The organism is Belliella baltica DSM 15883 (assembly GCF_000265405.1).
GTDB lineage: Bacteria > Bacteroidota > Bacteroidia > Cytophagales > Cyclobacteriaceae > Belliella > Belliella baltica.
Genome location: NC_018010.1, coordinates 87076 through 110153 on the forward strand (window position 1 = coordinate 87076; position 23078 = coordinate 110153).

20 protein-coding genes are annotated in these 23078 nt (G+C 37.3%); 10 read left to right on the forward strand and 10 right to left on the reverse strand.

Annotated features, from left to right (window positions below; genetic code table 11):
• Positions 1 to 35: 35 nt before the first annotated feature.
• Entirely contained in the window at positions 36 to 551 is a 516-nt protein-coding gene (locus BELBA_RS18955; RefSeq protein WP_014770780.1) for a GRAM domain-containing protein, read from the reverse strand.
• Between the two features lie 24 nt (positions 552 to 575).
• A complete protein-coding gene (locus BELBA_RS00450) occupies positions 576 to 758 on the reverse strand; it encodes a DUF3784 domain-containing protein (protein WP_014770781.1) in 183 nt (60 codons plus the stop codon).
• Between the two features lie 184 nt (positions 759 to 942).
• Here BELBA_RS00450 and BELBA_RS00455 point away from each other — a divergent pair, with 184 nt between their 5' ends.
• Positions 943 to 1413, forward strand: coding sequence for an NUDIX domain-containing protein (locus tag BELBA_RS00455; RefSeq protein WP_014770782.1), 471 nt, complete (start codon positions 943 to 945; stop codon positions 1411 to 1413).
• 90 nt (positions 1414 to 1503) lie between these two features.
• Here the strand turns inward: BELBA_RS00455 and BELBA_RS00460 are convergent, their stop codons facing one another.
• The 8 genes from BELBA_RS00460 to BELBA_RS00495 all read right to left on the reverse strand — a co-directional run bounded on the left by BELBA_RS00460 (position 1504) and on the right by BELBA_RS00495 (position 12906).
• Entirely contained in the window at positions 1504 to 1974 is a 471-nt protein-coding gene (locus tag BELBA_RS00460) for a hypothetical protein (protein ID WP_014770783.1), read from the reverse strand.
• A gap of 265 nt (positions 1975 to 2239) precedes the next feature.
• On the reverse strand, positions 2240 to 5458 hold the full coding sequence (locus BELBA_RS00465) for a type I restriction endonuclease subunit R (RefSeq protein WP_014770784.1): 3219 nt from the start codon (positions 5456 to 5458) through the stop codon (positions 2240 to 2242).
• Complete coding sequence (locus BELBA_RS00470) at positions 5455 to 6462, reverse strand: virulence RhuM family protein (protein WP_014770785.1); 1008 nt, start codon at positions 6460 to 6462, stop codon at positions 5455 to 5457. Before BELBA_RS00470 ends, BELBA_RS00465 begins: the two co-directional genes overlap by 4 nt.
• A gap of 3 nt (positions 6463 to 6465) precedes the next feature.
• Positions 6466 to 7890 carry an AAA family ATPase gene (locus BELBA_RS00475; protein ID WP_014770786.1) on the reverse strand — a complete coding sequence of 475 codons (1425 nt, stop codon included), beginning with the start codon at positions 7888 to 7890 and terminating at the stop codon, positions 6466 to 6468.
• 5 nt (positions 7891 to 7895) lie between these two features.
• On the reverse strand, positions 7896 to 9071 hold the full coding sequence (locus BELBA_RS00480) for a restriction endonuclease subunit S (RefSeq protein WP_014770787.1): 1176 nt from the start codon (positions 9069 to 9071) through the stop codon (positions 7896 to 7898).
• Positions 9072 to 9091: 20 nt separating this feature from the next.
• Complete coding sequence (locus BELBA_RS00485; RefSeq protein ID WP_014770788.1) at positions 9092 to 9475, reverse strand: GxxExxY protein; 384 nt, start codon at positions 9473 to 9475, stop codon at positions 9092 to 9094.
• A 28-nt stretch (positions 9476 to 9503) separates the two neighbouring features.
• Positions 9504 to 11078 (reverse strand): type I restriction-modification system subunit M, encoded by a 1575-nt coding sequence (locus BELBA_RS00490; RefSeq protein ID WP_014770789.1) that lies wholly within the window; start codon positions 11076 to 11078, stop codon positions 9504 to 9506.
• 373 nt (positions 11079 to 11451) lie between these two features.
• Positions 11452 to 12906 (reverse strand): NADP-dependent isocitrate dehydrogenase, encoded by a 1455-nt coding sequence (locus tag BELBA_RS00495; RefSeq protein WP_014770790.1) that lies wholly within the window; start codon positions 12904 to 12906, stop codon positions 11452 to 11454.
• 224 nt (positions 12907 to 13130) lie between these two features.
• Between BELBA_RS00495 and BELBA_RS00500 the strand changes: the two genes are divergently transcribed.
• The 9 genes from BELBA_RS00500 to BELBA_RS00540 all read left to right on the forward strand — a co-directional run bounded on the left by BELBA_RS00500 (position 13131) and on the right by BELBA_RS00540 (position 23008).
• Positions 13131 to 13916 carry an enoyl-CoA hydratase/isomerase family protein gene (locus tag BELBA_RS00500; RefSeq protein ID WP_014770791.1) on the forward strand — a complete coding sequence of 262 codons (786 nt, stop codon included), beginning with the start codon at positions 13131 to 13133 and terminating at the stop codon, positions 13914 to 13916.
• 23 nt (positions 13917 to 13939) lie between these two features.
• A complete protein-coding gene (locus tag BELBA_RS00505; RefSeq protein ID WP_014770792.1) occupies positions 13940 to 15457 on the forward strand; it encodes a lipopolysaccharide biosynthesis protein in 1518 nt (505 codons plus the stop codon).
• A gap of 28 nt (positions 15458 to 15485) precedes the next feature.
• Entirely contained in the window at positions 15486 to 15920 is a 435-nt protein-coding gene (gene dut / locus BELBA_RS00510) for a dUTP diphosphatase (protein WP_014770793.1), read from the forward strand.
• Between the two features lie 195 nt (positions 15921 to 16115).
• Complete coding sequence (locus BELBA_RS00515) at positions 16116 to 17846, forward strand: tetratricopeptide repeat protein (protein WP_014770794.1); 1731 nt, start codon at positions 16116 to 16118, stop codon at positions 17844 to 17846.
• Entirely contained in the window at positions 17839 to 18576 is a 738-nt protein-coding gene (gene lolB1, locus BELBA_RS00520) for a lipoprotein insertase outer membrane protein LolB1 (protein WP_014770795.1), read from the forward strand. Before BELBA_RS00515 ends, lolB1 begins: the two co-directional genes overlap by 8 nt.
• A gap of 4 nt (positions 18577 to 18580) precedes the next feature.
• Positions 18581 to 19828 (forward strand): murein hydrolase activator EnvC family protein, encoded by a 1248-nt coding sequence (locus BELBA_RS00525; RefSeq protein ID WP_014770796.1) that lies wholly within the window; start codon positions 18581 to 18583, stop codon positions 19826 to 19828.
• Positions 19829 to 19942: 114 nt separating this feature from the next.
• The gene (gene tatA / locus BELBA_RS00530) at positions 19943 to 20149 is read left to right on the forward strand and encodes a twin-arginine translocase TatA/TatE family subunit (RefSeq protein ID WP_014770797.1); all 207 of its coding nucleotides are present in this window, start codon (positions 19943 to 19945) and stop codon (positions 20147 to 20149) included.
• A 12-nt stretch (positions 20150 to 20161) separates the two neighbouring features.
• On the forward strand, positions 20162 to 21592 hold the full coding sequence (gene gatA / locus BELBA_RS00535) for an Asp-tRNA(Asn)/Glu-tRNA(Gln) amidotransferase subunit GatA (RefSeq protein WP_014770798.1): 1431 nt from the start codon (positions 20162 to 20164) through the stop codon (positions 21590 to 21592).
• Between the two features lie 12 nt (positions 21593 to 21604).
• On the forward strand, positions 21605 to 23008 hold the full coding sequence (locus BELBA_RS00540) for a transglycosylase SLT domain-containing protein (protein ID WP_014770799.1): 1404 nt from the start codon (positions 21605 to 21607) through the stop codon (positions 23006 to 23008).
• The last annotated feature ends 70 nt before the right edge of the window (positions 23009 to 23078 follow it).

The window sequence follows — 23078 nt, forward strand, 5'->3', positions numbered from 1 at the left end:
CTATGTAAAAAGGTAAAAAACAACTATTTACTTCATTAACTCTTTGTTTCTTCGACTCTCTGTCTCAGTCTTGCTATAAATCCATCCCTTTCATTGATCACAAAATCATGCTGCTCTCCGCTCTTGGTGTGGAGTCTCATTCCATTATCTATAAGCCCCCCAGTCTTTCTAGGTTCACATCTAAGTATATCCTCATAAGGGAAATTCTTTTGACCGCTTTGAATATTGAATTTATGTCCTTTGAAAATGAGCCTTTTATTTGTCAGAAACACTTGCCCTCCTACTCCTTCAATCCCACGAAATAAATTTGCCGCTTGTACGTAGGCTATTTCCTCATCCATCTCAAGTGCTGGTGTGATTGAATCTACGAGCTTCTCGATCATCGGGGCACCTAACCTCTCCATCAAAAACGGAAAACCAACACCAAATACTCCTCCAAAGAAAATCCCCATAAAAACCAACTCTTCGGTGGACTTTTCTACACTGACATCTTGAGCTTCAGTAAAAAAAGTGATCGAAATCAATACTATCAATAAAAACAATCTTTTCATTTTGTAACTAATCCGAAATAAATTTTAATTGAAAAACTGAAGTCTCAAAAACAAAAGAGCGTTTCTCATAAAAGTAGCTAAGCCTTCGATATCTACATTTTCTTTTTGCTTCTGAGACATCGTATTGTAACCTGCTATCAGATTTGGAAAGGCTTTTACCAAAAACCCAAGCCCAATTAAAAATAATCCAGTGTAAATTGCTGACATATTGTAAATTGATTTCATTTAAAAACAGTAAATATTAGTTGCCAATCTATAAAAAAGAGCTGGCAACATGATTTTACAATCCTACTCACCATCTAGGATTTCAATTTCTTTTACATAAATTTTCTCTTTACTTTTGCGCTCGTGATTGACAATTCACTATCATTTTAGGATCATATTTTTATATATGTTAGCAACACTACAAACAAAGCTACAAGAGATTCCGAGCAGAAAAGATCGTGAGGTTGTCATTATTTATCCTTTCAATACTGAGACGAAAGAGATTTTTTTGATTCAAGAATATATCCACAGCTACGCAAGAAAATTCTGGAAATTTGTCAGCGGTGGTGTGGACAAAATAGATAAAGATATCCTGACGCATGCGATAGAAGAACTTGCAGAAGAAGTATCAATGGAGTCTAGCAATTTTTATCACCTGTACTCATCGGAACGGGTTTTTGGCAACAGACCAATTCATTACTTTATTGCTGAGAACCCTGCCATCATGGAAAACCCACCAGAAAATCCTGATGAGGATTATATTACCGATGTCAAATGGGTAAACGAAACAGAGTTTCAAAAAATGCTTGACAACAAAGAGTTACAATGGGATCAAGGAACAATGTGTGCTTTGCAGGCTTTTAGAAGGTATAAGTAAAAAGAATATTTCTGATGTACACTATCTGAATTAATGTTTTTAGTGAGATTTTAAAAGGATATATTCATTGGCTATTTTATGGGTATTCTTCTACCCTTTTCCAATTCCTGAACTGATGATATGTTCTAGAAGTGCATTTTCTAAATCTTTAATAAATCCTGATGCCATGATAAATTTGTTTTCCGTGTTAAACCAATAGACTTTATTATCCTCTTTAACTTTCAATTTATACAAAGGAGGGTAAACAAACTGTATGAGAGAAAGGGATTCCACTTCCATCCAATTTATTTTTCTTTCGTTCTTGCCATTTTTTATTGTAACAATTTGGCCTCCTAATTTTACTATCACAAATTTATCCTTAATAGCAATAAATATTATAAAGCAAACTATTCCTATCATTCCAAAAACTAACGTGGTAACGATGCTTTGTTCCATTTTCTCACCATTTACCCAGAATAACTCCGGAAAGAACCAAGACAAAATGGATGTATTTAACATTATTATTTCCAAGCCAAAAAACAGATATTTAAAAAAGTGGTGATATAGATTATTGCTTTCCATGGTTTTTTTCAATTTTCTCTAATGGTCAAGTATAAGCGTAGTGCGGGATTTCAAGGCACTTCACTTTCCGTTTAGCAGTTAGTTTATTTAATGTAATTACTTTCATATCACCACTTTCGCCCACATTACGCTTATACAATGTTGTGCGGTCGTACTTTTTTTTCGGTCGTCTGTCAGCGTTGGCAAAGACATACTCTTTTGCAATTTTTGGTTGCAGCGTGGGCTGGTGCGGCTTGGCAATGTGTGTGGCTGTTGAGCGTTGGCATTATTTCGTCATTACTCTGTTTTTCTTAAAATTCTCCGCTTGTTCAAAGATGTCTTTATATACTTCGTCTCTTTCTACAGGTGGATAACCGTGTTCGTCCAAGAGAATTATCAGTCCGACTTTTAAAGCAGATTTTATGTCTTCTCTTTTGCTCCAATCTGGATATTTCGCTTGTGAGTCCACCAAGTCTTTAACTGCCTGGGCTAATACAATTAGTTTGTCTTCGGGATATTTGAAGTCATACTTGATGCACAAGTCTTTCAAAATGTCGTAAAAGGCTTTTTCTTCAAAGTCAATTCCTAATTCGTCTCCTGCGGAAAACTCCTTTTGTACTTCCCAAATCAAGTTAGTCAAATGCTCTGCCATTTCTTCGTACACTTCGCTTCGTAAAACGTCATCTTCCTTTCGCTCGTTGTAGCGTTCTACCAACGCTTGCATTTTCTTAGAGAAGTCTATACCTTTTACTTTGTTGACTTTCTTCATCTCTCCAATGGCTTTGGCTAAAAGTTGTTGAAGCAATTTGATTTTGGTGTGTGGTAGCTTGATTTTGTCAATCTTTGCCAAATAGTCTTCTGAAAAAAGGTCTTGTTCGCTTTGGGTTTCATCTCCAAGTTTGAAGATTTCCTGAACTCCGTCACTTTCCAAAGCGTCTTTTATCATTTCCCGAACTCTGGCGTTCATTTGAGCCGTGTCGGGTGCACTGCCTTTGGTCAGTTTGAAAACGATTGACCTAACAGCTAAATAGAAGTGAGTATAATCTCTTTCTTTCTGGGTTAAATGTTCACTTCCTGCACAAATATCATAAGCGGCTTTCAATCGTTTTACCAAGCCCATAAATCGGGTTTCCAAGTCTTTGGTCAACTGCACATATTCAGCTGCCATATTCAACGTGTTCAACTGCTCCAATGCTGCACCACCGAAATATTTTGAGCTGTCGAACTTATGGAAGACTTTTGCCAAAAGGTCTAAATGGTTTCTTACCACAATGAGCGATTCTTGAATGTCTTCAAAGTTTTCTCTTTCGCCTTTGTTGTATTTGGCAAGAGCCATATTCATAGCCTTCTTGATGCCAATGTAATCGACAACCAAGCCTTTGTTTTTGCCTTCAAATTTTCGGTTAACTCTTGAAATGGTCTGAATTAAATTGTGTTGCTGAATAGGCTTGTCAATGTAAATGGAATCCAAAAATGGCACGTCAAAACCTGTGAGCCACATATCTACCACAATGGCAATCTTGAAATTGGATTTTTCATTTTTAAACTGCCTGTCCAATTCCTTGCGGTATTCTTTTGTGCCAAGCAGGTCATACATTTCTTTTGGGTCGTCTTTTCCTCTGGTCATTATCATTTTGATACGCTCCATCGGTTTGATTTCCCTTTTGTCCTTGTCTGTTAAAACAGCTCCTTCTTCGGCAATTCGAATTTCAGCCCATTCAGGTCTTAAAGCGATTACATTTTTGTAAAACTCGTAGCCAATTTCACGGCTACTGCAAACAAACATTGCTTTGCCTTTTACAGTCGCTCCTTCGTTTACCCTGTTTTCGTAGTGTTTTACAAAATCCTCTGCCAATGCTTTCAAACGATCCGGGTCGCCTAAAATGGCGTTCATTGTTGCCGTTGCCTTTTTGCTTTCTTCTATTTGGTATTCGTTGGCACCTGCTTCGGCTGCTTCTTCGTAATATTTTTCAATCTTCTCTAATTCACTATTGTGCAAGGCAACTTTGGCTGCTCTGCCTTCATACACAATACGAACCGTGATTTCATCTCGTACCGATTCTGTCATTGTATAGGCATCAACAACTTTTCCGAACACGTCTAAAGTTGCATCTATTGGTGTTCCTGTGAAGCCTACAAAAGTGGCGTTAGGTAAAGAATCGTGCAGATATTTTGCAAAACCGTAGGTTTTCTTCACGCCATCTTTGGTGACTTTTACTTTTTGGTCGAGATTGGTTTGGCTTCTGTGGGCTTCATCCGAAATACAAATCACATTGGTTCTTTCGGTGAGCAGTTCGGTGTCTTCTGTAAACTTGTGAATAGTGGTTAAGAATACGCCACCGCTGTTTCTACCTTGCATTTTGCTTCTCAAATCTGCTCTGCTTTCTACACTTTCCACCGCATTGTCTCCTATAAATTGCTTGGCGTTGGTAAATTGCCCTGAAAGTTGGTCGTCTAAGTCGGTTCTGTCGGTAATGAGAACTATGGTCGGACTTTCAAAATGCTTGCTTTTCATCAACAAACGGGTGAGATAAAGCATTGTAAAACTCTTGCCACTACCTGTTGCTCCAAAGTAAGTACCGCCTTTTCCGTCTCCGTCTGGTTTCTCTGCTTTTTTGATGTTTTCGTATAAACTGCGAGCTGCGTAATACTGCGGATAGCGACAAACGATTTTCTCGTCTTTTTTGGATGAATCGGGAATGTAAATGAAGTTCTGAATAATATCCCGCAAGCGGTTTTTATGCAGCATTCCCTGAACCAAAGTGAACATACTGTCTATACCATCTACATCCTTAGCTAGACCTGCAATTCTTCGCCAAGCGTAGTAAAATTCGTAAGGGGCAAAAAATGAACCTGCTTTGTTGTTCACGCCATCACTGATGATGCAAAAGGCATTGTATTTAAATAATTCGGGGATATCTCTTTTATAGCGAGTAGTCAGTTGAACAAAAGCATTGTGAATGGTTGTATTCTCCTGAATGGCTGTTTTAAATTCAAAAACCACCACAGGCAAACCATTGATGTATAAAATGCCGTCTGGAATACGCCTTTCCGTGCCGACAATTTCTAATTGATTGACAAACTTGTAAATATTGGTGTCAGGTGGATATTGTAATTCGGGTTCAGCGGCAATGATGTCTAAATTTTTACTTTGTCGCTGACGGTCTAAGCCTGCAAAATCTATAAGCGAAATATGTATGTCTTTTTGGGTTCGGTCTTCTCTTTTTAGGATAAAACCGTCTGCCAACCACTGCATTATTTTTTTGTTACTTTCGTAAAGGTCTGCCGAAGAAAGCGTTTTGAGTTGCAGAATAATGGATTGCGCTTCTACCTCGGTGAGATTGGCATTTTGATAGCGAGTGAGTAAGTAGGTTTTTAGGTCTTCTTCAATGATTACTTCGCTTTCATCTGTTCGCACCAAACTACTGCCTACAAATTGTGGGTAGCCTTCATTTCCTAAAAGCTCTATAAATGCTTGCTCTAATTTCGCTTCTGTAAACTTCACTTTCTCGGTGGTTTCTTCAATTTTTTAATATCTTCCTCTAACTCTTTCAAACTGGCTTCTTTTTCAATGGCTTTTTGCTGTTGCTTGAACTTCTCATATTCTTCTCCTGATTTCTCCAATGCCATTTTATGCGAAATTTTTCCTGCGTGGGTCAACAATTCCCTGCCGTTCAATTGCAAAATGGTGTCCAATCGCTCAATCCAATCTTTCATATACATTGGTGTTTGCTGTTGTGCCATTGTTTCGGCAAATGCCAAATATTGCTCCACCAACAAGCCTAAAAGCCTCATTTCATCTTCATTCAAGTAATTTTTGGCAATGCTTACCTCGGCTTTTTTTATGGACGCCACTTGTTTTTTGTCGTAGGATAGCATTCCCATTAAGGGCAAGCCGGCATCCACACGCCTGTACACCAATTCGGCTGCGGTTTGCTCACTGATTGCCCAAAGCAATTTGTTTTGCACTATTTTGAAAAACTCAATGGTTTTTTCGTCTTTCGGGTCATAGTCGATACTGGTGGCGTAGATGTCTTTGATTTTTTGGTAGAAAAACTTCTCCGAAAGGCGAATCTCCCGAATGCGCTCTTGCAGTTCGTTAAAATAGTTCATTGAGCTGCCCGACTTAAAGCGGTCATCATTGAGCGTAAAACCTTTTATGATGTACTCCTTTAACCGCTGTGTTGCCCATATACGAAATTGTGTACCCTGAACCGACTTTACCCGATACCCAACCGAAATGATAACATCTAAATTATAGTGGTCAAGCTCTCTTTCCACCTCCCGATTACCTTCGGTTTGAACTGTCCGGAATTTCCGGACAGTTGAACTTTTTTCCAATTCGCCCTCACTGAAAATATTGCTGATATGCTCACTGATGGTGCGTTTGTCCTTGCCAAACAAATGCCCCATTTGCGACTGCGTAAGCCAAACGGTTTCTTCCTGCAAGCGTACATCTATTTTGATATTCCCTTCTTGGTTTTGGTATATAAGGATGTCGCTGGTCATATTTTATTCTTCTGCAATTTCTATTAAGTACTGTCTCATTTGTTCAATTGAAGACTCTAAATTCTTGTAATCCGCCACTCCATTATCTGCCCGATGGTGTATTTGATTTCTTATGTAAGTATGAATAGTAACCTCATTTTGATGCCCCATCCAAGGTGAGTCTTTTGGCTCTCCTTTTTTAGTTTGAAAAAAAGAAATATCAAAGTCCTTTATTCTATTACTCGTTGCTTTTAACTGCATAAGTCTTTCATAGAGTTCATTGTGATATTCTTCCGTAGCAAGTTTGAATGCAATAAAATTAACTTCATTAGAAGACACATATGGTAATACAGCTAATTCGGGACTTGCGACCGATACAGAATTTTCTGTTTTCGTTAAGATTCTAACTTGAACATTGTTATTACTCATAGCTTGCTTAATGAACAGCGGTGAATGAGTAGTTAATATGATTTGAGAATCTTTGGAAAACTCTAACAATAAATCAATAAAGTCAGATTGGAGCTTTGGATGTAGATGAAGTTCTGGTTCGTCAATCAAGACTATTAGTTTCTTATTTCCTTTCTTTGAAAGATAGTATGCGTAGATCAAGGAAAATATCATTTCATACCCTGAACCTAGTTGATTGAGATGAATGGACTGTAAATTCTCCTTATCAGTTCCAAAAAAGGCATTTGCGAAAGGTTTCCAATTATCAATTAATTTCAGTTTTAATTGATTTCCACTTATCTCAGAAAATTTAGCAATTGCCTCGCTAATACCTGCAATTACTCCTTTGCTTTCAATATTTTTAACGTCTTTTAAAGTGTCATTACAATCTAATGGATTACCTTCTTTTTGAACATATTGATAATTCAAATCCTCCATTATCCTGTCAAAGCGAGTATCATTATATGTGCCTTTTCGTGTTTGAAATGTTCTGTTTTTGTCAAGAATTAGGTATTCAATATCATTGAACCTTGAGCCACTCCAAGGATTGTTGACAGATAGTCTTAAATCAGGCGTGTTATCCTTTGGTTTCGTTTCGCCATCTGCTTTAATATACTGTTGGTCTGTTACAACCATTGAAGACAAAAAGTCTTTGTTACCTCTATTTCTTACGCCTCCTTTAAAGACAAAACCTTTACCTTTAAACTCAATTTTTGGCATAGTTCCTTTGTAGGAATAAACTTCATTCGTAAGAATATTTATTTCAACTTTTTCGTTGGGGTTATTAATGTCAGATAAATTAAATGAATCAGTTTTGTAAGAAACATAGGGCATTGCAAAAGCATCCAAAAGAGTCGATTTCCCACAACCATTTTCGCCAACAAAAATCGTCAATCCTGAACCATTGTTTTGATTATCAGGAACGTTTAAATCATTAATCTCAAAGAACTCATCTGGTGAAAAGAGCTTATAGTTTTTTATTTGGATACTTTTTATAAACATAATTCCTAACTTTCTACTGTTTCAACTTCCATACTCTCCACAACCCCTTTCATCAGCACAGGGCAAAGCGGTTTGATGCTTTCTTTTAACTGCTCGTTGATGCGTTTGCGGGTTTGTAAGGTGTGGTAAATGGTGACTATGGCTTCTTGCACTTCAATATCTGGCACAGGAATTTCGATTTCTTGAAACCTTTCCCACTCCAAACTCGCTCGAACACTACTATCACTAATAAACCAACCAAAACGATTAAACTCTGGGCGATAAAACCAAAGCATTAAAAATTCAGGCAGTATTTCCTTTTCGTCATTTACTTTAAAGACTTGATATGCTGGTGAAATAATTGCAGGTTCATCAAAAGTGTATAAAACCACTCTCACTGTTTCATCTCTTCCAACTTGCATTGCAGAATATGCGAATTCCCCTTTTTGAACTACCTTATATTTAACAAGATTTTCTTTTGTGGTTTTAGCCTTTGATGGCATAAAAACCTTATCTACGTTAATTCCGAGTAGATTTGTTATTCTGCCGTCACTATTTCTTTTATCTACTAAGCTAACCAAGCTACCAATCGGTTTTAAATGCTTCTCCTTTAAAGTGTCCATAAACGAATTACAAATCAGCTGCAAATCCTCCAAACTGTTTTCGTAGGTTTTTTGGTTGGTGAGCAAGCCTTTGTACAGGGCTACATATTTGCGTTGTTCGGAAATGTCGGGTATGGGGATTTCAATTTCGCAAAAACGTTCCCAATCCAAACTCGCTCTTACGCTGCTATCACTAATAAACCAACCGTATCTGTCAGATTCAGGACGTTGAAACCACATCATCATATATTCAGGAATCAATTCGTCTTCATCCTTGCTTTCAATCACCAAGTAAGCTGGTGAAATAATCGCAGGTTCATCATCTGTGTAAAGTGCAAGTCGAATAGTTTCATCTCTACCAACTTGCATTGCAGAATAGGCAAATTGCCCTTTTTGTATGATTTTATATTTGGACAAGTCAGTGCCTGAAACATTGGCAACAGAAGGCATAAAGTTTTTGGTAATGTTGATGCCCAAGAGATTTGTCACTTTCAAATCCTTGTTGCGGTTGTCAACCAATTGTATGTAATCGCCCAAGCGTCTGAACCTTGATTTTACAAGATTTTCTTGATGACTTGATTTTTCCTGTTCTTTAATCATGGTAATATTTTCAATCCTTATTAATCACGGTTTAAGACTTTATTGTTGTGTACTCGTTTGTGTTGAAGGCTTTTTGCACCAAAATTGATTAGCAATCCGATTTCAAGGTTATAAGCCTCCACATAATTCATTGCCTGTGCCAAATGCACATCCTCTAAATTGATTATCGCCTTTATTTCTACCATAATTTTATCCTCCACAAAAAAATCTACTCTTCTTGTGCCAATATTATGTCCTTTGTACTGCAAAGGCATTTCATGTTCACGACTAAATGCTATTCCTTTCATTTGCATCTCAATAGCTAAAGCTCTCTGATAAACAACTTCCTGAAATCCATTTCCTAAATGCTTATGCACTTCCATGGCACAACCTATAATTTTATATGTCAAATCCTCATGCTTCATAATCAAGTAATCCTATAATCCTTTATAATCATGGTTCAAGACTGTATCCCAAAGTTTTAAAAGCGTTTATCAATTGTTCCTGCGATTCTTTTTCTTCTTGTAGCAGGGTCTTGAAATCTTGCTGTATGCGTTTCATTTCCGTGTCAAAGTCGATGCCGCTGTCTTTGTCTACAAACTCAATGTATTTGCTTGGCACCAATGAAAAATCGTTGGCTTCCAAATCTTCAAAACTGGCAGATTTGCAATATTCGGGTATGTCTTTGTAGGTGGTTTCATAATCGGCTTGCTGCCAATTGTGAAAATTTAGTGCAACTTGCTGTATGTCGTCTTCAGTGAGTTCAATATATTTTTTCTCGTACTCGCTGCCCCAACGCCTCAAATCCATAAACAGGATTTCGCCTGTGCGGTCTCGGTAGTTTTTGGGTTTCTCTTTGGTGTTATCCGTGCGTTGATTTTTGTTTTTGTTCAAAATCCAAAGCGTTACGCTGATGTCGGTAGTATAAAACGTATTACGTGGAATGATGATAATGGCTTCCACCAAATCATTTTCAATCAACTTTCTACGGATTTTGTATTCTTCGCCACTGCCCGAAAGTGCACCATTGGCAAGAATGAAACCTGCTACGCCATTTTCAGAAAGTTTGCTCACCATATTCAAAATCCAACCGTAGTTGGCGTTGCTTTTGGGTGGCACTTCATAGCCCATCCAACGTGGGTCGTCCAAGAGTTCGTTTTCGCCCCGCCAATCTTTCAGGTTAAATGGCGGATTTGCCATAATGTAATCGGCTTTCAGGTCTTTGTGCTGGTCGTTGGAAAAAGTGTCTGCGTGTTTGTCGCCAAGGTTGGCAGCAATACCACGGATTGCCAAATTCATTTTCGCCAATTTGTATGTCGTTGGCGTGTTTTCCTGTCCGTAAATGGAAACTTCCTTTTTGCTTCCCTGGTGGGCTTCAATAAACTTGATAGACTGCACAAACATTCCGCCTGTTCCGCAGCAAGGGTCATAAATGATTCCTTTGTAGGGCTCTATCAATTCCGCCATCAAGTTCACAATGGTTTTGGGCGTATAGAATTCGCCTTTGCCTTTTCCGCTGCTTTCTTTCAGGGCAAACTTGCCCAAGAAATATTCATACACACGTCCAATCACATCTTGTCCGTTGTCTTTGAGTGTGTCAATATCGTTGATGGTGTCGAGTAGGGAAGCAAGTTTGGTTTTGTCCAATGCCAAACGAGAAAAATAATTGTCGGGCAAAGCACCTTTCAGGGCAGGGTTGTTTTTCTCAATGGTGTTGAGTGCCGTATCAATTTTTAGGGAAATGTCGTTTTGCTTGGCATTTTTGATGATGTAGCTCCACCGAGATATTTCCTCCAAGTAGAACACATTTTTCATAGCGTAGAAATCTTTCATTTCCACGTATTTTTCTTTGCCTTCGGCAATCAGTTCTTTTCTGCGTTGCTCAAATTTGTCGCTGGCGAATTTCAGGAAAATCAGACCGAGTACTACGTGTTTGTATTCAGCAGGTTCTACCGAACCTCTTAACTTGTCGCAAGATTGCCACAAGGTTTCTTCAATCGCTTTTTCCTTTACTTTCTGTTTGGCCATTTATTTTAAGTTCTTTTTTATCGTTTTCAAATTTCGTGTATTCTGTCCGAGCGTTGGCAAAAAACAGCTCTTTTGGTTTTTTCAGCGTTGGCTTTCGTGTCGGCAAAAACCAAATGTGCTGTTTGTGCGGTTGACTTTTCTTGTATGGTTCAACTTTTATATATCCCTGATAAAATTCAGGCTTACCTACACTTCTATACTTAGCTAAGCCTGATTTTTTAACTTTATTCTTCAGGATTTATTAAAACTACAACTTTTTTACTAACACTCAAATAATCCCATCCTTTTCAAAATAAAAAAACCGAGCATCTTTACCCGGTTTTTAATTTTATTTGAAATTTATCCTTCAGAATTCCTCCTTCATCCTTTCATTTTATTCACCTTGAGCCAAGCTATACGCTCTGACACCATCAAAGGAATAGAGATTTTCAGTTTTGATAAAGTCAAAACCTAATTTGGCTACCTGATCCATCAAGTCAAGAACTTCAGCATGTGTGACAGGTGATTGATCAGCCTTTTGGAACCTACACCTCCAGTGATCTGTACAGAATGTTTCTTTCATTCCTCCAGGATATACCTTAATCCCTCTATTCGTTATGAGCTGAAGAACTAGACCATTAGCGTCTGCCTTTCTCAAAGTATCACCAATAGAGTTCGGATCTCTTCCGTCTTTGTCCCAGTCTATAAAAACATCTACACCAATCAATTTCTTTTCAGACTTAGTCACTGGTGCAAGCTTGATATTAATTGGATCTGTACTTGATTTATCAAATACAGCCGGAACCATATTCACTGGTAACTGACCTAATCTTTCTATAACTGCCTTTGCAAATTCTTGTGTCCCAACCTTCTTAGAAGACAAACCTTCTTGATAGATATCTCCTGTATGAATCCCATCTTCCAAAGTCTTCATCCAAGCATTCGCTATTTTCTCAGCAATCTCAGGCTGTCCGATATGTACTAGCATCATTACAGCTCCATTGAGCAAGCCCGAAGGATTAGCCATGTCTTTTCCTGCGATATCAGGCGCAGAACCATGGATCGCTTCAAACATAGCTACCTCAGCACCGACATTGGCAGAACCTCCTAGACCTACAGAACCTGTTACTTGAGCTGCGATATCAGAAATGATATCTCCATACAAGTTCAGTGTCACAATTACATCAAAAATCTCTGGTCTCTCAGCGATCAAAGCAGATCCAATATCGATGATTTTATGATCTGTTTCGATTTCAGGATATTCTTTTGCGATCTCATCAAAAGTTTTGTGGAAAAGACCGTCAGCCAACTTCATGATGTTGTCTTTAGTCATACAGGTTACTTTTTTCCTGTTATATTTCTTTGCATATTCAAACGCATATCTAATAATCTTCTCAGAACCAGGTTGTGAAATTAATTTTAGACATTGATACACCTCTTGTGTTTGCCTATGTTCAATCCCCGCATAAAGATCCTCTTCGTTTTCACGAATGATCACCATATCTGTCTTAGGAAAATGTGTTTTTACAAAAGGGGAGTAAGCCTTACAGGGTCTAACATTAGCAAAAAGTCCAAATGATTTTCTTGTTGTCACATTCAAACTCTTGAACCCTCCACCTTGCGGAGTAGTAATTGGTGATTTCAAAAATACTTTGGTCTCTCTCAAAGAGTCAAAAGCCTTAGGCTCCATTCCTGAGCTTATTCCCTTTAAATATACCTGTTCACCGATTTCAATGACATCGTACTCTAATTGTGCGCCAGCAGCCTCAAGAATATTTAGCGTGGCTTTCATAATCTCCGGTCCGATTCCATCGCCATAAGCGACAGTAATTTTTGTTTTTGATGACATATATAAAGTTGATTTAGTTTTACATTCTGACAGACACAAAAATAGAAAAAAAAGGTAGAAGCGGTGGGATAAAAGTATTTTAAATTAGCATAATCAGAAGGTAATTTGAAGAACGGTTTTTAGTTTCTCTAAATTTCAATTGTCGAATATTCGATTTTCCATACAAATACTTGGGGAATGCTAGTCCTACTTGTATATTTGATGCTCAACATTCACCGAAACAAATGGCTGAAACACTTAATATTCTGTCTGAAGAAAAGGAAGGTCTTCTTTACCTTACAGTTAACAGAGAATCCAAGCTTAACGCCTTGAATTTTGCCACCCTTGAAGAAATTAGGAATATTTTTAACGAAGTCGTTGATAATAAAGAAATCAAAGGTGTAATTATCACTGGATCAGGAGAAAAAGCTTTTATAGCTGGTGCAGACATCAGTGAAATAGCTGAATTGAACGAGCTCAATGCTCGCAAATTTGCTGAAAACGGACAAGATGTTTTCGGATTGATAGAAAACTGCCACAAGCCAGTCATCGCTGTTGTCAATGGATTTGCTCTCGGTGGTGGATGTGAATTGGCAATGGCATGTCACATGAGAATTGCCGCAGCAAATGCTAAATTCGGTCAACCAGAAGTTAATCTTGGAATTATTCCAGGCTACGGTGGCACTCAAAGACTCACTTATCTCATCGGTAGAGGAAAAGCTAACGAGTTGATGATGACTGGTGATATGATCGGTGCCGAAGAAGCCAAAAATCTTGGACTTGTCAATCATGTTCTAGCTACAAAAGAAGAAGCAATGAACAAGGCTGAAGAAATCTTGAAAAAAATTATGACCAAAGCACCTTTAGCGATCGGAATGATTGTAGATTGTGTGAACTCAGTTTTCATTCCTGAGGAAAACGGCTACCAAACTGAAGCTAATAGCTTCGCAAGATGCGTTAAATCTGGAGATTATAAAGAAGGAACCTCAGCATTCCTCGAAAAAAGAAAACCAATATTCAAAGGGGAATAATTCCCCTTTTTTATTTTTCTAGAATGGGTCAACTGAAAAAACTCGCTGGACAGACAGCCATCTACGGAATCAGTAGCATCCTTGGTAGAACTGTTAATTTTTTACTTCTTCCTCTCTATATCATTTATCTTGACAAAGAGGCATTAGGGTCATTTACTAACATTTATGCATTAATTGCTTTTTTTAACGTCGTGTTTACCTACGGTATGGAAACGACGTTTTTCCGCTTTTATACAGGCAAAGGCCTTGATCAGAAAAAAGTTTATGCTCAAGTACAGACCCTATTGATCATTAGCTCTCTGACATTAGGCTTGATTATATTTTTGTCTGCCGAGCAACTAAGTATATGGCTAGATTACCCTGGAAAACATTACCTTTTTCAATGGGTAGCTGGCATCCTAACAATAGATGCTATCCTAGCAATTCCTTACGCTAAGCTTCGAGTTGAAAATAAAGCCTTAACCTTCGCGCTGTCTAAGCTGGGAAATATACTTCTAAATGTTGGATTCAATATTGTATTTATTGCCGTTGGATTTCATATTTGGAATGGAGATTATTTGAATGGCTTGCAGGAATTTGTAAGTAAGTATTATCACCCAGATTGGGGCTTTGAATATATCTTACTTGCCAATTTATTTGCCAATGCACTGATGATCCCATTGCTTTTCTACTTCTCAGGAACATTCAAGCTTCAATTAGACTTGAAATTTCTCTCCCCAATGTGGAAATATTCCATTCCTCTACTTTTTATGGGGCTGGCTGGAGTGACAAATGAGGTATTTTCTAGATGGCTATTCGAATATGTAATTCCCGAGAACTTCTACCCAAGCCTTAGCTCGAGGGAGGCTGGAGGTATATTTGGTGCTAATTTCAGGTTAGCAATCTTTATGAGCTTAATTATTCAAGCATTCAAATTTGCGGCAGAACCATTTTTTTTCAATCAAGCAGCTGACAAAAATAGCCCTGAGCTATTTGCAAAAGTAATGCATGCTTTCGTGGTATTTTGTTCTACATTGATGATTCTCGTATCCGTAAATTTAGATATCATTGGGAAAATTATTTTAGTAGAAAAGGAATATATGGACGTGATGTATATTGTTCCTGTACTGCTATTAGGATATTTATTTTTAGGAATCTACTTTAATCTTAGTATTTGGTTCAAACTCACTGATCATACTAAATACAGTTTCTATTTCACACTTTTGGGAGCTATTGTTACCATTTTGACCATCTTATTGCTTGTTCCAAAAATAGGGTATATGGGAGCAGCACTGAGCACGTTATTTTGCTACTCCATCATGTCCGCAGTTTGCTATTTCTTTGGTCAAAAGTTTTTCCCTATACCTTATAAAACTGGGAAAGCTCTATTTTATATTCTTTTGGCAACTGGCTTGAGTTATGCGGGTTTTTATATTAAATCCGATTACAGCATTTTACAATTTATCTTTAGAAATTTGATGGCTGTTCCTTTTCTTGTTCTAATTTTACTTTTTGAAAAAAAAGATATTCGAGCTATTCTATTAAAAAGAAAATCAAAATAGCCTCCTTCCATACTTATCCAAATTATCTATGAAAGTAAAAGTCATCAATAATTCCAAGCATTCTTTACCTGAATATCAAACCCCACAATCCGCAGGTCTTGACCTAAGAGCAAATATAGAAGAGCCAATTACTTTGGGTTATTTGGAAAGGAAATTGATCGGAACAGGTTTATATATTGAATTACCTGAGGGATTTGAAGCACAGATTCGGCCACGTTCAGGACTGGCTTTCAAATATGGGTTGACAGTGCTCAATAGTCCCGGAACAATCGATGCCGATTACAGAGGAGAGATAAAAGTACTTTTGGTGAATTTATCTAAAGAGCCATTTACCATTGAAGATGGAGAAAGAGTCGCCCAAATGATCGTCGCCAAACACGAGCAGATTTCTTGGGAGTCAACCGAAAGCCTTTCTGATACCGAAAGAGGTGCAGGCGGATACGGAAGTACCGGCAAATTATAATTCAAATCCTTTCAAACGCACCATTTCTTCCATATTTACGTTTAAGATTTTGACAAATTGTCTGAGTGAATAAAAGGCATTATGTTTGTAAGTTATAAGGTTCCACAGACTAAATAAAACCCATTCACTTTCAAAAGAAACAAGAGATTTTCAGCCTTCGTAACTGAATCTTTCTCACATATTAAATCAGATCGCGTGAATTCACAAAAGTCAATATTTCTTTTCATCCTCTCCTGCTTCATCCTGTTCAATACAGCGACGGCTCAAAAGAGATTATCTAAAAAAGAAAGAAAGCAAATCATAGAAGAAACTAAAACAACTCGGCTATTTATTGAGGGTCAGAAATTTTTGATGTTGGAAGATTATGATAAGGCATATTTTTACTTTCAAAAGGCAAGAGAAATAGCTCCTGAAGAACCTGCGATCAATTTCAAAATTGCAGAAATCCTTCTTAAGGCAAATCAGGTTGAGAATGCTTTAGAATACGGAATGCAAGCTGTAGAAGCTGAACCGGACAATAAGTACTACAATCTCCTCATGGCAGAAGGTTTCAGCAAGCAAAATCAACCACTCAAGGCAGCTGAAATCATTGAGAGTTTAATGGAAAGCTCTGGTGAAAATCAAAATTACATCTTAGAATTAGCCTCTCTATATCTTAGTGCAAATGAATTTGACTTAGCCCTTGACGCTTTGGATCGGGCAGAAGAATATTATGGTGTGGTAGAGCAACTTGTGACACAAAAACAAAGGATTTACCTTCGAAAAAACAACCTTCAAAAAGCGATCGAAGAAGGTGAAAAATTGATTTCATCAAATCCTGGAAATTCAAATTATGTATTAGCGTTAGTAGAAATTCTTTTCAACAATGGGAAGACCAGAGATGCTATTAAAGTAATCGAAACTTCACTTGAAACTTATCCAAATCAGCCCGATTTACAAATGGGTGCTTATGCTCTTTACAAAGATTTGGGGGAGCTACAAACTGCAGAGAGTTTAATGCTGGAAGCATTCTCAAACCCTGATTTAGATGGATTAGTCAAAGCACAAGCATTCTCAGATGTGCTTCAAGAAATAAAAACAGAAAAAAGAGAAAGCCTCTTAGACGAACTTGAGGCAAGCATGTTAAAAAGTAATCCCAATGATCCCAATGTTTTGACCGTAATTGGTGACAGAAGACTTTTCAATGAAGATAAAATTGCTGCTTTAGAGTACTATAAAAAATCTGCGGCAATCAATCCAAACAATGCTCAAGTGCTTCAGGGAATAATTACCATCATGTTTGAAACTGGTAGTGATTTTGAAGAAATAGAAAAGTACACCATCATAGCTGTTGATGAATTTCCAGAAAGACCAGAGTTCTGGTATTTTGATGGAACAGCCAAATCTGCTTTAGAAAAAGGCACAGAAGCTGCAGAATCGCTCAATGAATCTCTCAAACTCAATCAAAGTAAAAATAAACAGCTTGAATTATTGATATATGGACAATTAGGCGATGTATATCACAGCTTGGACAAAAAAGAAGAAGCGTATGAGTCTTATGAAAAAGTCCTGAAAGAAAGACCTAATGACGAACATGTGTTAAATAATTATGCTTACTTCCTTTCTCTTTCAAAAAAAGACCTTGAAAAAGCAAAATCCATGTCAGAAAAATTAGTCAAGATTTATCCTGATAATGCCACTTATCTCGACACACATGCATGGGTTCTTTTCCAATTGCAGGATTATGAAAATGCTAAAATTTTTATGGAAAAAGCTTTAAAAACTGAAGCCTCTCCTAGTGGGATCATGTTAGAGCACTATGGTGATATTCTCTATCATTTAGGCAATAGAAATGAAGCAATTAGCTTTTGGAAAAAAGCAGAGGGTGGAGAGGAAACCACAGATTTACTATTCAAAAAAATAAAGGATCAAAGATATTATGACTAGGATACTTTTAGGAAGTTTTATCCTTCTTTTTCTACTAGCTTCTGGTTGTGCAAAAAAACCAAATCTTTATATCTCAGACGAAGTCATGCAGGAATTTGAACCTGCTTACTTTAATTTTTCTTACATGAATGCTCGTGCAAGAATTGTCATCGAAGAACCAAGTGGCAAGACCACAAGGGGTACTTTAAATCTTCGTGCTAAACGAGACAGTGTGATTTGGTTTAGTGTAACCCCAGGACTAGGAATCGAGGCACTTAGAGGAATCATCACTAAGGATAAGATTCGCATCAAAGACAGAATCAACGGGCAAGACATCAACATGAGTTATGTGGAGTTTGAAAATCGATTCGGACTAAATCTGTCTTTAAGCCTATTTCAAAATTTGCTTTATGCAAATGTACCTGAGGAATTTAGCTATAGAGACAGATTAATCAGAATTGGACAATTCTTCGAACTTACCCAAACTAGAGAAAATATACGTTATCACTCAAAAGTCAGTACAAAGCACGGGAAAGTAGAAGAGCTTACGAGCAATTCTATGGATGAAAAGGGCGCTTTGTTGGCAAATTATGCAAGTTTTCAAGATGTAAACAATCAACCTTTTCCAAATGCATCTCTTTACAAAATTTCATTTTCCATTGACGGAGAAATGCAAAACTCAATAATTCATATTGACCTTTCCAATATTAGCGTATCAGATACACCAATAACTTTCCCATTTCAGTTTTAAGTAAATGAAAAAAACTGCATTTCTTCTTTTTATGATTCTTGGGATTTTTTATTCCAGCTTTTTGAGTGATGCGTTTGCTCAAACAAAAAAATCGAGAGAGCAGCTGGAAAAGGAAAGAGCAGAAGTGCAAAAGAAGCTTTTGGAATTTGATAAGATTCTAAAACAAACTGCAGCTTCAAAAAAAACATCTTTAGGACAGTTGAGTGTTGTCAATAAGCAATTAGAAACTCGGGTAACTTACATCAGAACATTGAGTAGAGAAGTGACTTTGATTGATACAGAAATAGCCGAAACTGAGAAAAGAATAAAATCACTTGAAAATGATCTGAGTAACTTAAAAATAGAGTATTCCAATATGGTTTACACTTCATCCAAAATGAACCAAGGGATGACTATCACTACATTTATTTTTAGTTCAAGTACATTTAAGCAATTTTATATGCGCTTGAAGTATCTCAAGCAATACACAGATGCTCGAAAAAAACAGGTAGAACAAATAAAAATAGTCTCAGAAGATTTAGCAAGTCAAAGAGTACGCTTGGAAGAAAAAAGACTGGAAAAGCAACAGGTAATCAATAAAGAAGAAGAGCAACGAAGACAGCTTGCACAAGCTAGAGTAGAACAGCAAACCATTGTAAGCTCTTTGAACCGTCAAGAAATCGACCTTAGAAAAAAGATAGTTCAAGCTAAAAGACAACAAGAAAACCTAAACAATTTGATTAAAAGGGCTATTGAAGATGAGATAAAAAGGGCTGAGGCAGAGGCTAAAAAATCAAATTCTACAGCTACCAAAGCGTCCGGAAGTAGCATACCATTAACACCTGAGGCGGCAGCTTTATCAAGTTCATTTGCAGGAAATAAAGGCAAATTACCTTGGCCAGTAGAGACTGGGTTCATTTCTAAAAAATTTGGTACACATCCACACCCTACTTTAAAAGGAATAGTTGAAGACAACGACGGTGTAGATATTCAAACCGCTCCAAATTCTAATGTCAGATCAGTTTTCGATGGTGAAGTCATCAAAGTAGGAACTATCCCAGGCTATGGTGGTACTATCGTAGTCAAACATGGTGAATATTACACAATGTATAGCAAGTTGAAAGTGATTTCAATCAAAACAGGCGATAAGATAAAAGCAAAACAAGTCCTTGGCCAAGTATATACCAACAAAGATGGTGTAGCTGAAGTACATTTTGAAACGTGGAAAGGCTTGCAACCAATGAATCCGTCCACCTGGCTTGCTGGACAATAGACAATAATTATTTGTATATTTATAAAAAAAGAAGAATAACAGGACGCTAATACTTTGTGTTAGCGTAGTACTGTTATATCTTTGTATCATATTCAAAATCTAAATAATAAGATCATGACAGCATTAGGTTTTATCGGAGGAATGAGTCCAGGATCTATGATTCTAATCATCTTGGTAATTGTATTATTCTTCGGTGCCAAAAGAATCCCTGAATTAGCGAGAGGATTGGGTAGAGGTATTAGAGAATTCAAGGACGCAACAAAAGAAATCCAAAACGACCTAGAAGATGGTCTGAAGGATGACAAAAAGAAGAAAGACTAAAAAAATCAAACATTGGAAAAATTCCTTTCATTTGACGAAATAAAAAAGTCGCTAGCAAACAGGGAAACCGACTGTAAAGCGATAGTTAATTATTATCTCAATAACATTCAGACGAAGGCGCACTTAAACGCCTTCGTTGAAGTTTATACAGATTCTGCTTTGGCTCAAGCCTCCAAGGTTGACGAAAAAATCTCTTCCGGGAGTGCTGGTAGATTAGCTGGAATGGTCATTGGTATCAAAGATGTACTCTGCTACCAAGGACATACGGTAAATGCATCAAGCAAAATTCTTGAGCGCTTTGAATCACAGTTTACCTCCACAGCTGTCCAAAGATTAATTGATGAAGATGCAATTATTATTGGGAGACTGAATTGTGATGAATTTGGAATGGGCAGCTCTAATGAAAACTCTGTTCATGGAAAAGTGCTCAATGCAGCTGATGAAAGTCGTGTACCAGGAGGATCTTCTGGTGGATCCGCTGTTGCAGTTCAAGCTAATTTATGTACCGTATCTCTTGGAACTGATACTGGCGGATCAGTGAGACAACCCGCTGCTTTCACAGGTTTGGTTGGTATCAAACCAACTTATTCCAGAGTATCTAGATGGGGATTGATTGCTTATGCTTCATCTTTTGACACTATTGGAGTTTTTTCAAAAAATGTCCCTGACAATGCTTTGGTGATGGAAATCATGGCTGGATCTGATGATTTTGACAGTACAGTTTCCAAAAAGCCAGTTCCTCACTACAGCGAATTATTGCATTTTGATAAAAGAGTAAAAGTAGCTTACTTGAAGGAAACAATCGAATCTCCTGCTTTGCAAGCTGAAATTAAAGAAAATACTCTTGGAGTTTTAGATCGATTGAAGAATGAAGGACATCAAGTAGATGAGGTGAATTTCCCTTTACTCAAATATATCCTACCTACTTATTACATCTTAACAACTGCAGAAGCGAGCTCAAACTTGTCTCGATTTGATGGTGTAAAATATGGATACAGAACTCCGAATGCACATAATCTTGAAAGCATGTACAAAATGACCCGAACAGAGGGGTTTGGTGAGGAGGTAAAAAGGAGAATTATGCTTGGAACTTTTGTCTTAAGTGCAAGCTATTATGATGCTTATTTCACTAAGGCTCAAAAAGTCCGAAGACTAATTAAAGAATTTACAGAGGATTTATTAAACAAATATGACTACATTATTATGCCGACTACACCTTCGACAGCGTTTAAGTTTGGTGAGCATAGTAATGATCCAGTAGCCATGTATCTTGAAGATCTTTTCACAGTACAAGCTTCTGTCTCAGGCGTACCTGCTTTATCAATACCAAACGGTGTTGACAGTAAAGGATTGCCGATTGGATTACAAATAATGGCGAATTCATTCAAAGAAGCAGAGCTTTATGCTTTCGCCAATTATTTAAATACAACAAGCAGCCAATAAAATAACTTGACTATGAAAAATACAATCGCATACATTTCCCTTACCATAATGACGGTTTTGTTTAGCTATTCTATGCTTCATGGTCAAGAACTTTTTGGAATTAGTGAACAAGGTATCCAAGAGGAAACTATTCAGGCTATTTATCAATTTGACTACATCCCTGATTTCACTTACGATCAGGTCGCAGAGCGAATCAAAGAAATGGAAACTGAGATGCCTTTTGAACTCAATGATCGAATTTTTTCTTTTATCAATTACTTTGTTGTGAGAAATCGAGATTATGCAAGGATGGTGATGGAACGTGAGGCAATCTATTTTCCACTTTTTGAAAAAGTCTTAGCTGAGCACAATATGCCAGACGATATTAAATATTTGGCAATCATAGAATCAGGTTTGAATCCAAGAGCAAAATCAAGAGTGGGTGCGATGGGACTATGGCAATTCATGCCAGCTACTGGCAGAATGTACAATCTCCAAGCAAATCTTGATATAGATGACCGAATGGACCCTGAATTATCAACAGATGCAGCAGCAAAATATCTAAAATCCCTTTACAACATGTTTGGAAATTGGGAATTAGCTTTAGCGGCTTATAATTGCGGTCCTGGAAATGTCAGAAAAGCTATACGTAGATCCGGTGGAAAAAAAACCTTCTGGGGAGTTTATGATTATTTGCCACGTGAGACAAGAAGTTATGTCCCACAATTCCAAGCAATGATGTATATCCTTCGAAATACACACGAACACAATTTGTATTTAGAAGAGCCAACCTATGCGATGAATTATGAAAAAATCAAATTCAATCAGGAATTAGATTTGGAGCAGTTGGCGGCTGTAGCAGGTATTTGTGTCGAAGATTTAGAACAGCTAAATCCTTCAATCAAAAACAGATTAATTCCTTCCTCTCACAAACATATTTCCTTGAAAGTCCCAGTTGCAAAAGCAGCATTGCTTGCAGAGAACTTCCAGTCTTTTAAAGAAGATGTGGCACTTACAAACGAAAGAATAGTTGCTTTAAGAACTGCAAAAATTGAAGAGTCAGGCTCCAGTAATAGCGCAAGTCCCGGTACACTTGTAAGCTACAAAGTGAGATCAGGAGATGTTTTGGGTAGCATTGCTCAACGACATGGTACAACTGTTACCAATATCAAAAACTGGAATAACCTGAGCTCAAACACAATCAGGATTGGACAATCCCTCCAAATTTATTCTAATAATTCCAACGCATCGGTTTCCAATGTAGAAAAAGCCATTGCGACTAATGATAGCGGATCAAAAGTTTATACTGTACAGCCTGGAGACTCTTTATGGCTTATTTCTAAAAAATTGAGTGGGATATCAATAGATCAAATTAAGAAATTAAATAATCTTAATTCAAATCAGATAAAGCCAGGTCAAAAATTAATTATAGGATAAACTAATTAAATAGTAAAAATCTTTTTCATTATTCAACTAATTATTTAAATTAGCCCTATACAACCCCATA

What these genes read in the sequence shown, in the direction of transcription:
- tatA (WP_014770797.1), top strand. Translation starts at nt 19,943, where the DNA reads ATGACAGCATTAGGTTTTATCGGAGGAATGAGTCCAGGATCTATGATT.
- dut (WP_014770793.1), top strand. Translation starts at nt 15,486, where the DNA reads ATGAAAGTAAAAGTCATCAATAATTCCAAGCATTCTTTACCTGAATAT.
- lolB1 (WP_014770795.1), top strand. Translation starts at nt 17,839, where the DNA reads ATGACTAGGATACTTTTAGGAAGTTTTATCCTTCTTTTTCTACTAGCT.
- BELBA_RS00480 (WP_014770787.1), bottom strand. Translation starts at nt 9,071, where the DNA reads ATGATTAAAGAACAGGAAAAATCAAGTCATCAAGAAAATCTTGTAAAA.
- BELBA_RS00500 (WP_014770791.1), top strand. Translation starts at nt 13,131, where the DNA reads ATGGCTGAAACACTTAATATTCTGTCTGAAGAAAAGGAAGGTCTTCTT.
- BELBA_RS00475 (WP_014770786.1), bottom strand. Translation starts at nt 7,890, where the DNA reads ATGTTTATAAAAAGTATCCAAATAAAAAACTATAAGCTCTTTTCACCA.
- BELBA_RS00490 (WP_014770789.1), bottom strand. Translation starts at nt 11,078, where the DNA reads ATGGCCAAACAGAAAGTAAAGGAAAAAGCGATTGAAGAAACCTTGTGG.
- BELBA_RS00460 (WP_014770783.1), bottom strand. Translation starts at nt 1,974, where the DNA reads ATGGAAAGCAATAATCTATATCACCACTTTTTTAAATATCTGTTTTTT.
- BELBA_RS00505 (WP_014770792.1), top strand. Translation starts at nt 13,940, where the DNA reads ATGGGTCAACTGAAAAAACTCGCTGGACAGACAGCCATCTACGGAATC.
- BELBA_RS00450 (WP_014770781.1), bottom strand. Translation starts at nt 758, where the DNA reads ATGTCAGCAATTTACACTGGATTATTTTTAATTGGGCTTGGGTTTTTG.
- BELBA_RS00455 (WP_014770782.1), top strand. Translation starts at nt 943, where the DNA reads ATGTTAGCAACACTACAAACAAAGCTACAAGAGATTCCGAGCAGAAAA.
- BELBA_RS00470 (WP_014770785.1), bottom strand. Translation starts at nt 6,462, where the DNA reads ATGACCAGCGACATCCTTATATACCAAAACCAAGAAGGGAATATCAAA.
- BELBA_RS18955 (WP_014770780.1), bottom strand. Translation starts at nt 551, where the DNA reads ATGAAAAGATTGTTTTTATTGATAGTATTGATTTCGATCACTTTTTTT.
- BELBA_RS00540 (WP_014770799.1), top strand. Translation starts at nt 21,605, where the DNA reads ATGAAAAATACAATCGCATACATTTCCCTTACCATAATGACGGTTTTG.
- BELBA_RS00495 (WP_014770790.1), bottom strand. Translation starts at nt 12,906, where the DNA reads ATGTCATCAAAAACAAAAATTACTGTCGCTTATGGCGATGGAATCGGA.
- BELBA_RS00525 (WP_014770796.1), top strand. Translation starts at nt 18,581, where the DNA reads ATGAAAAAAACTGCATTTCTTCTTTTTATGATTCTTGGGATTTTTTAT.
- BELBA_RS00485 (WP_014770788.1), bottom strand. Translation starts at nt 9,475, where the DNA reads ATGAAGCATGAGGATTTGACATATAAAATTATAGGTTGTGCCATGGAA.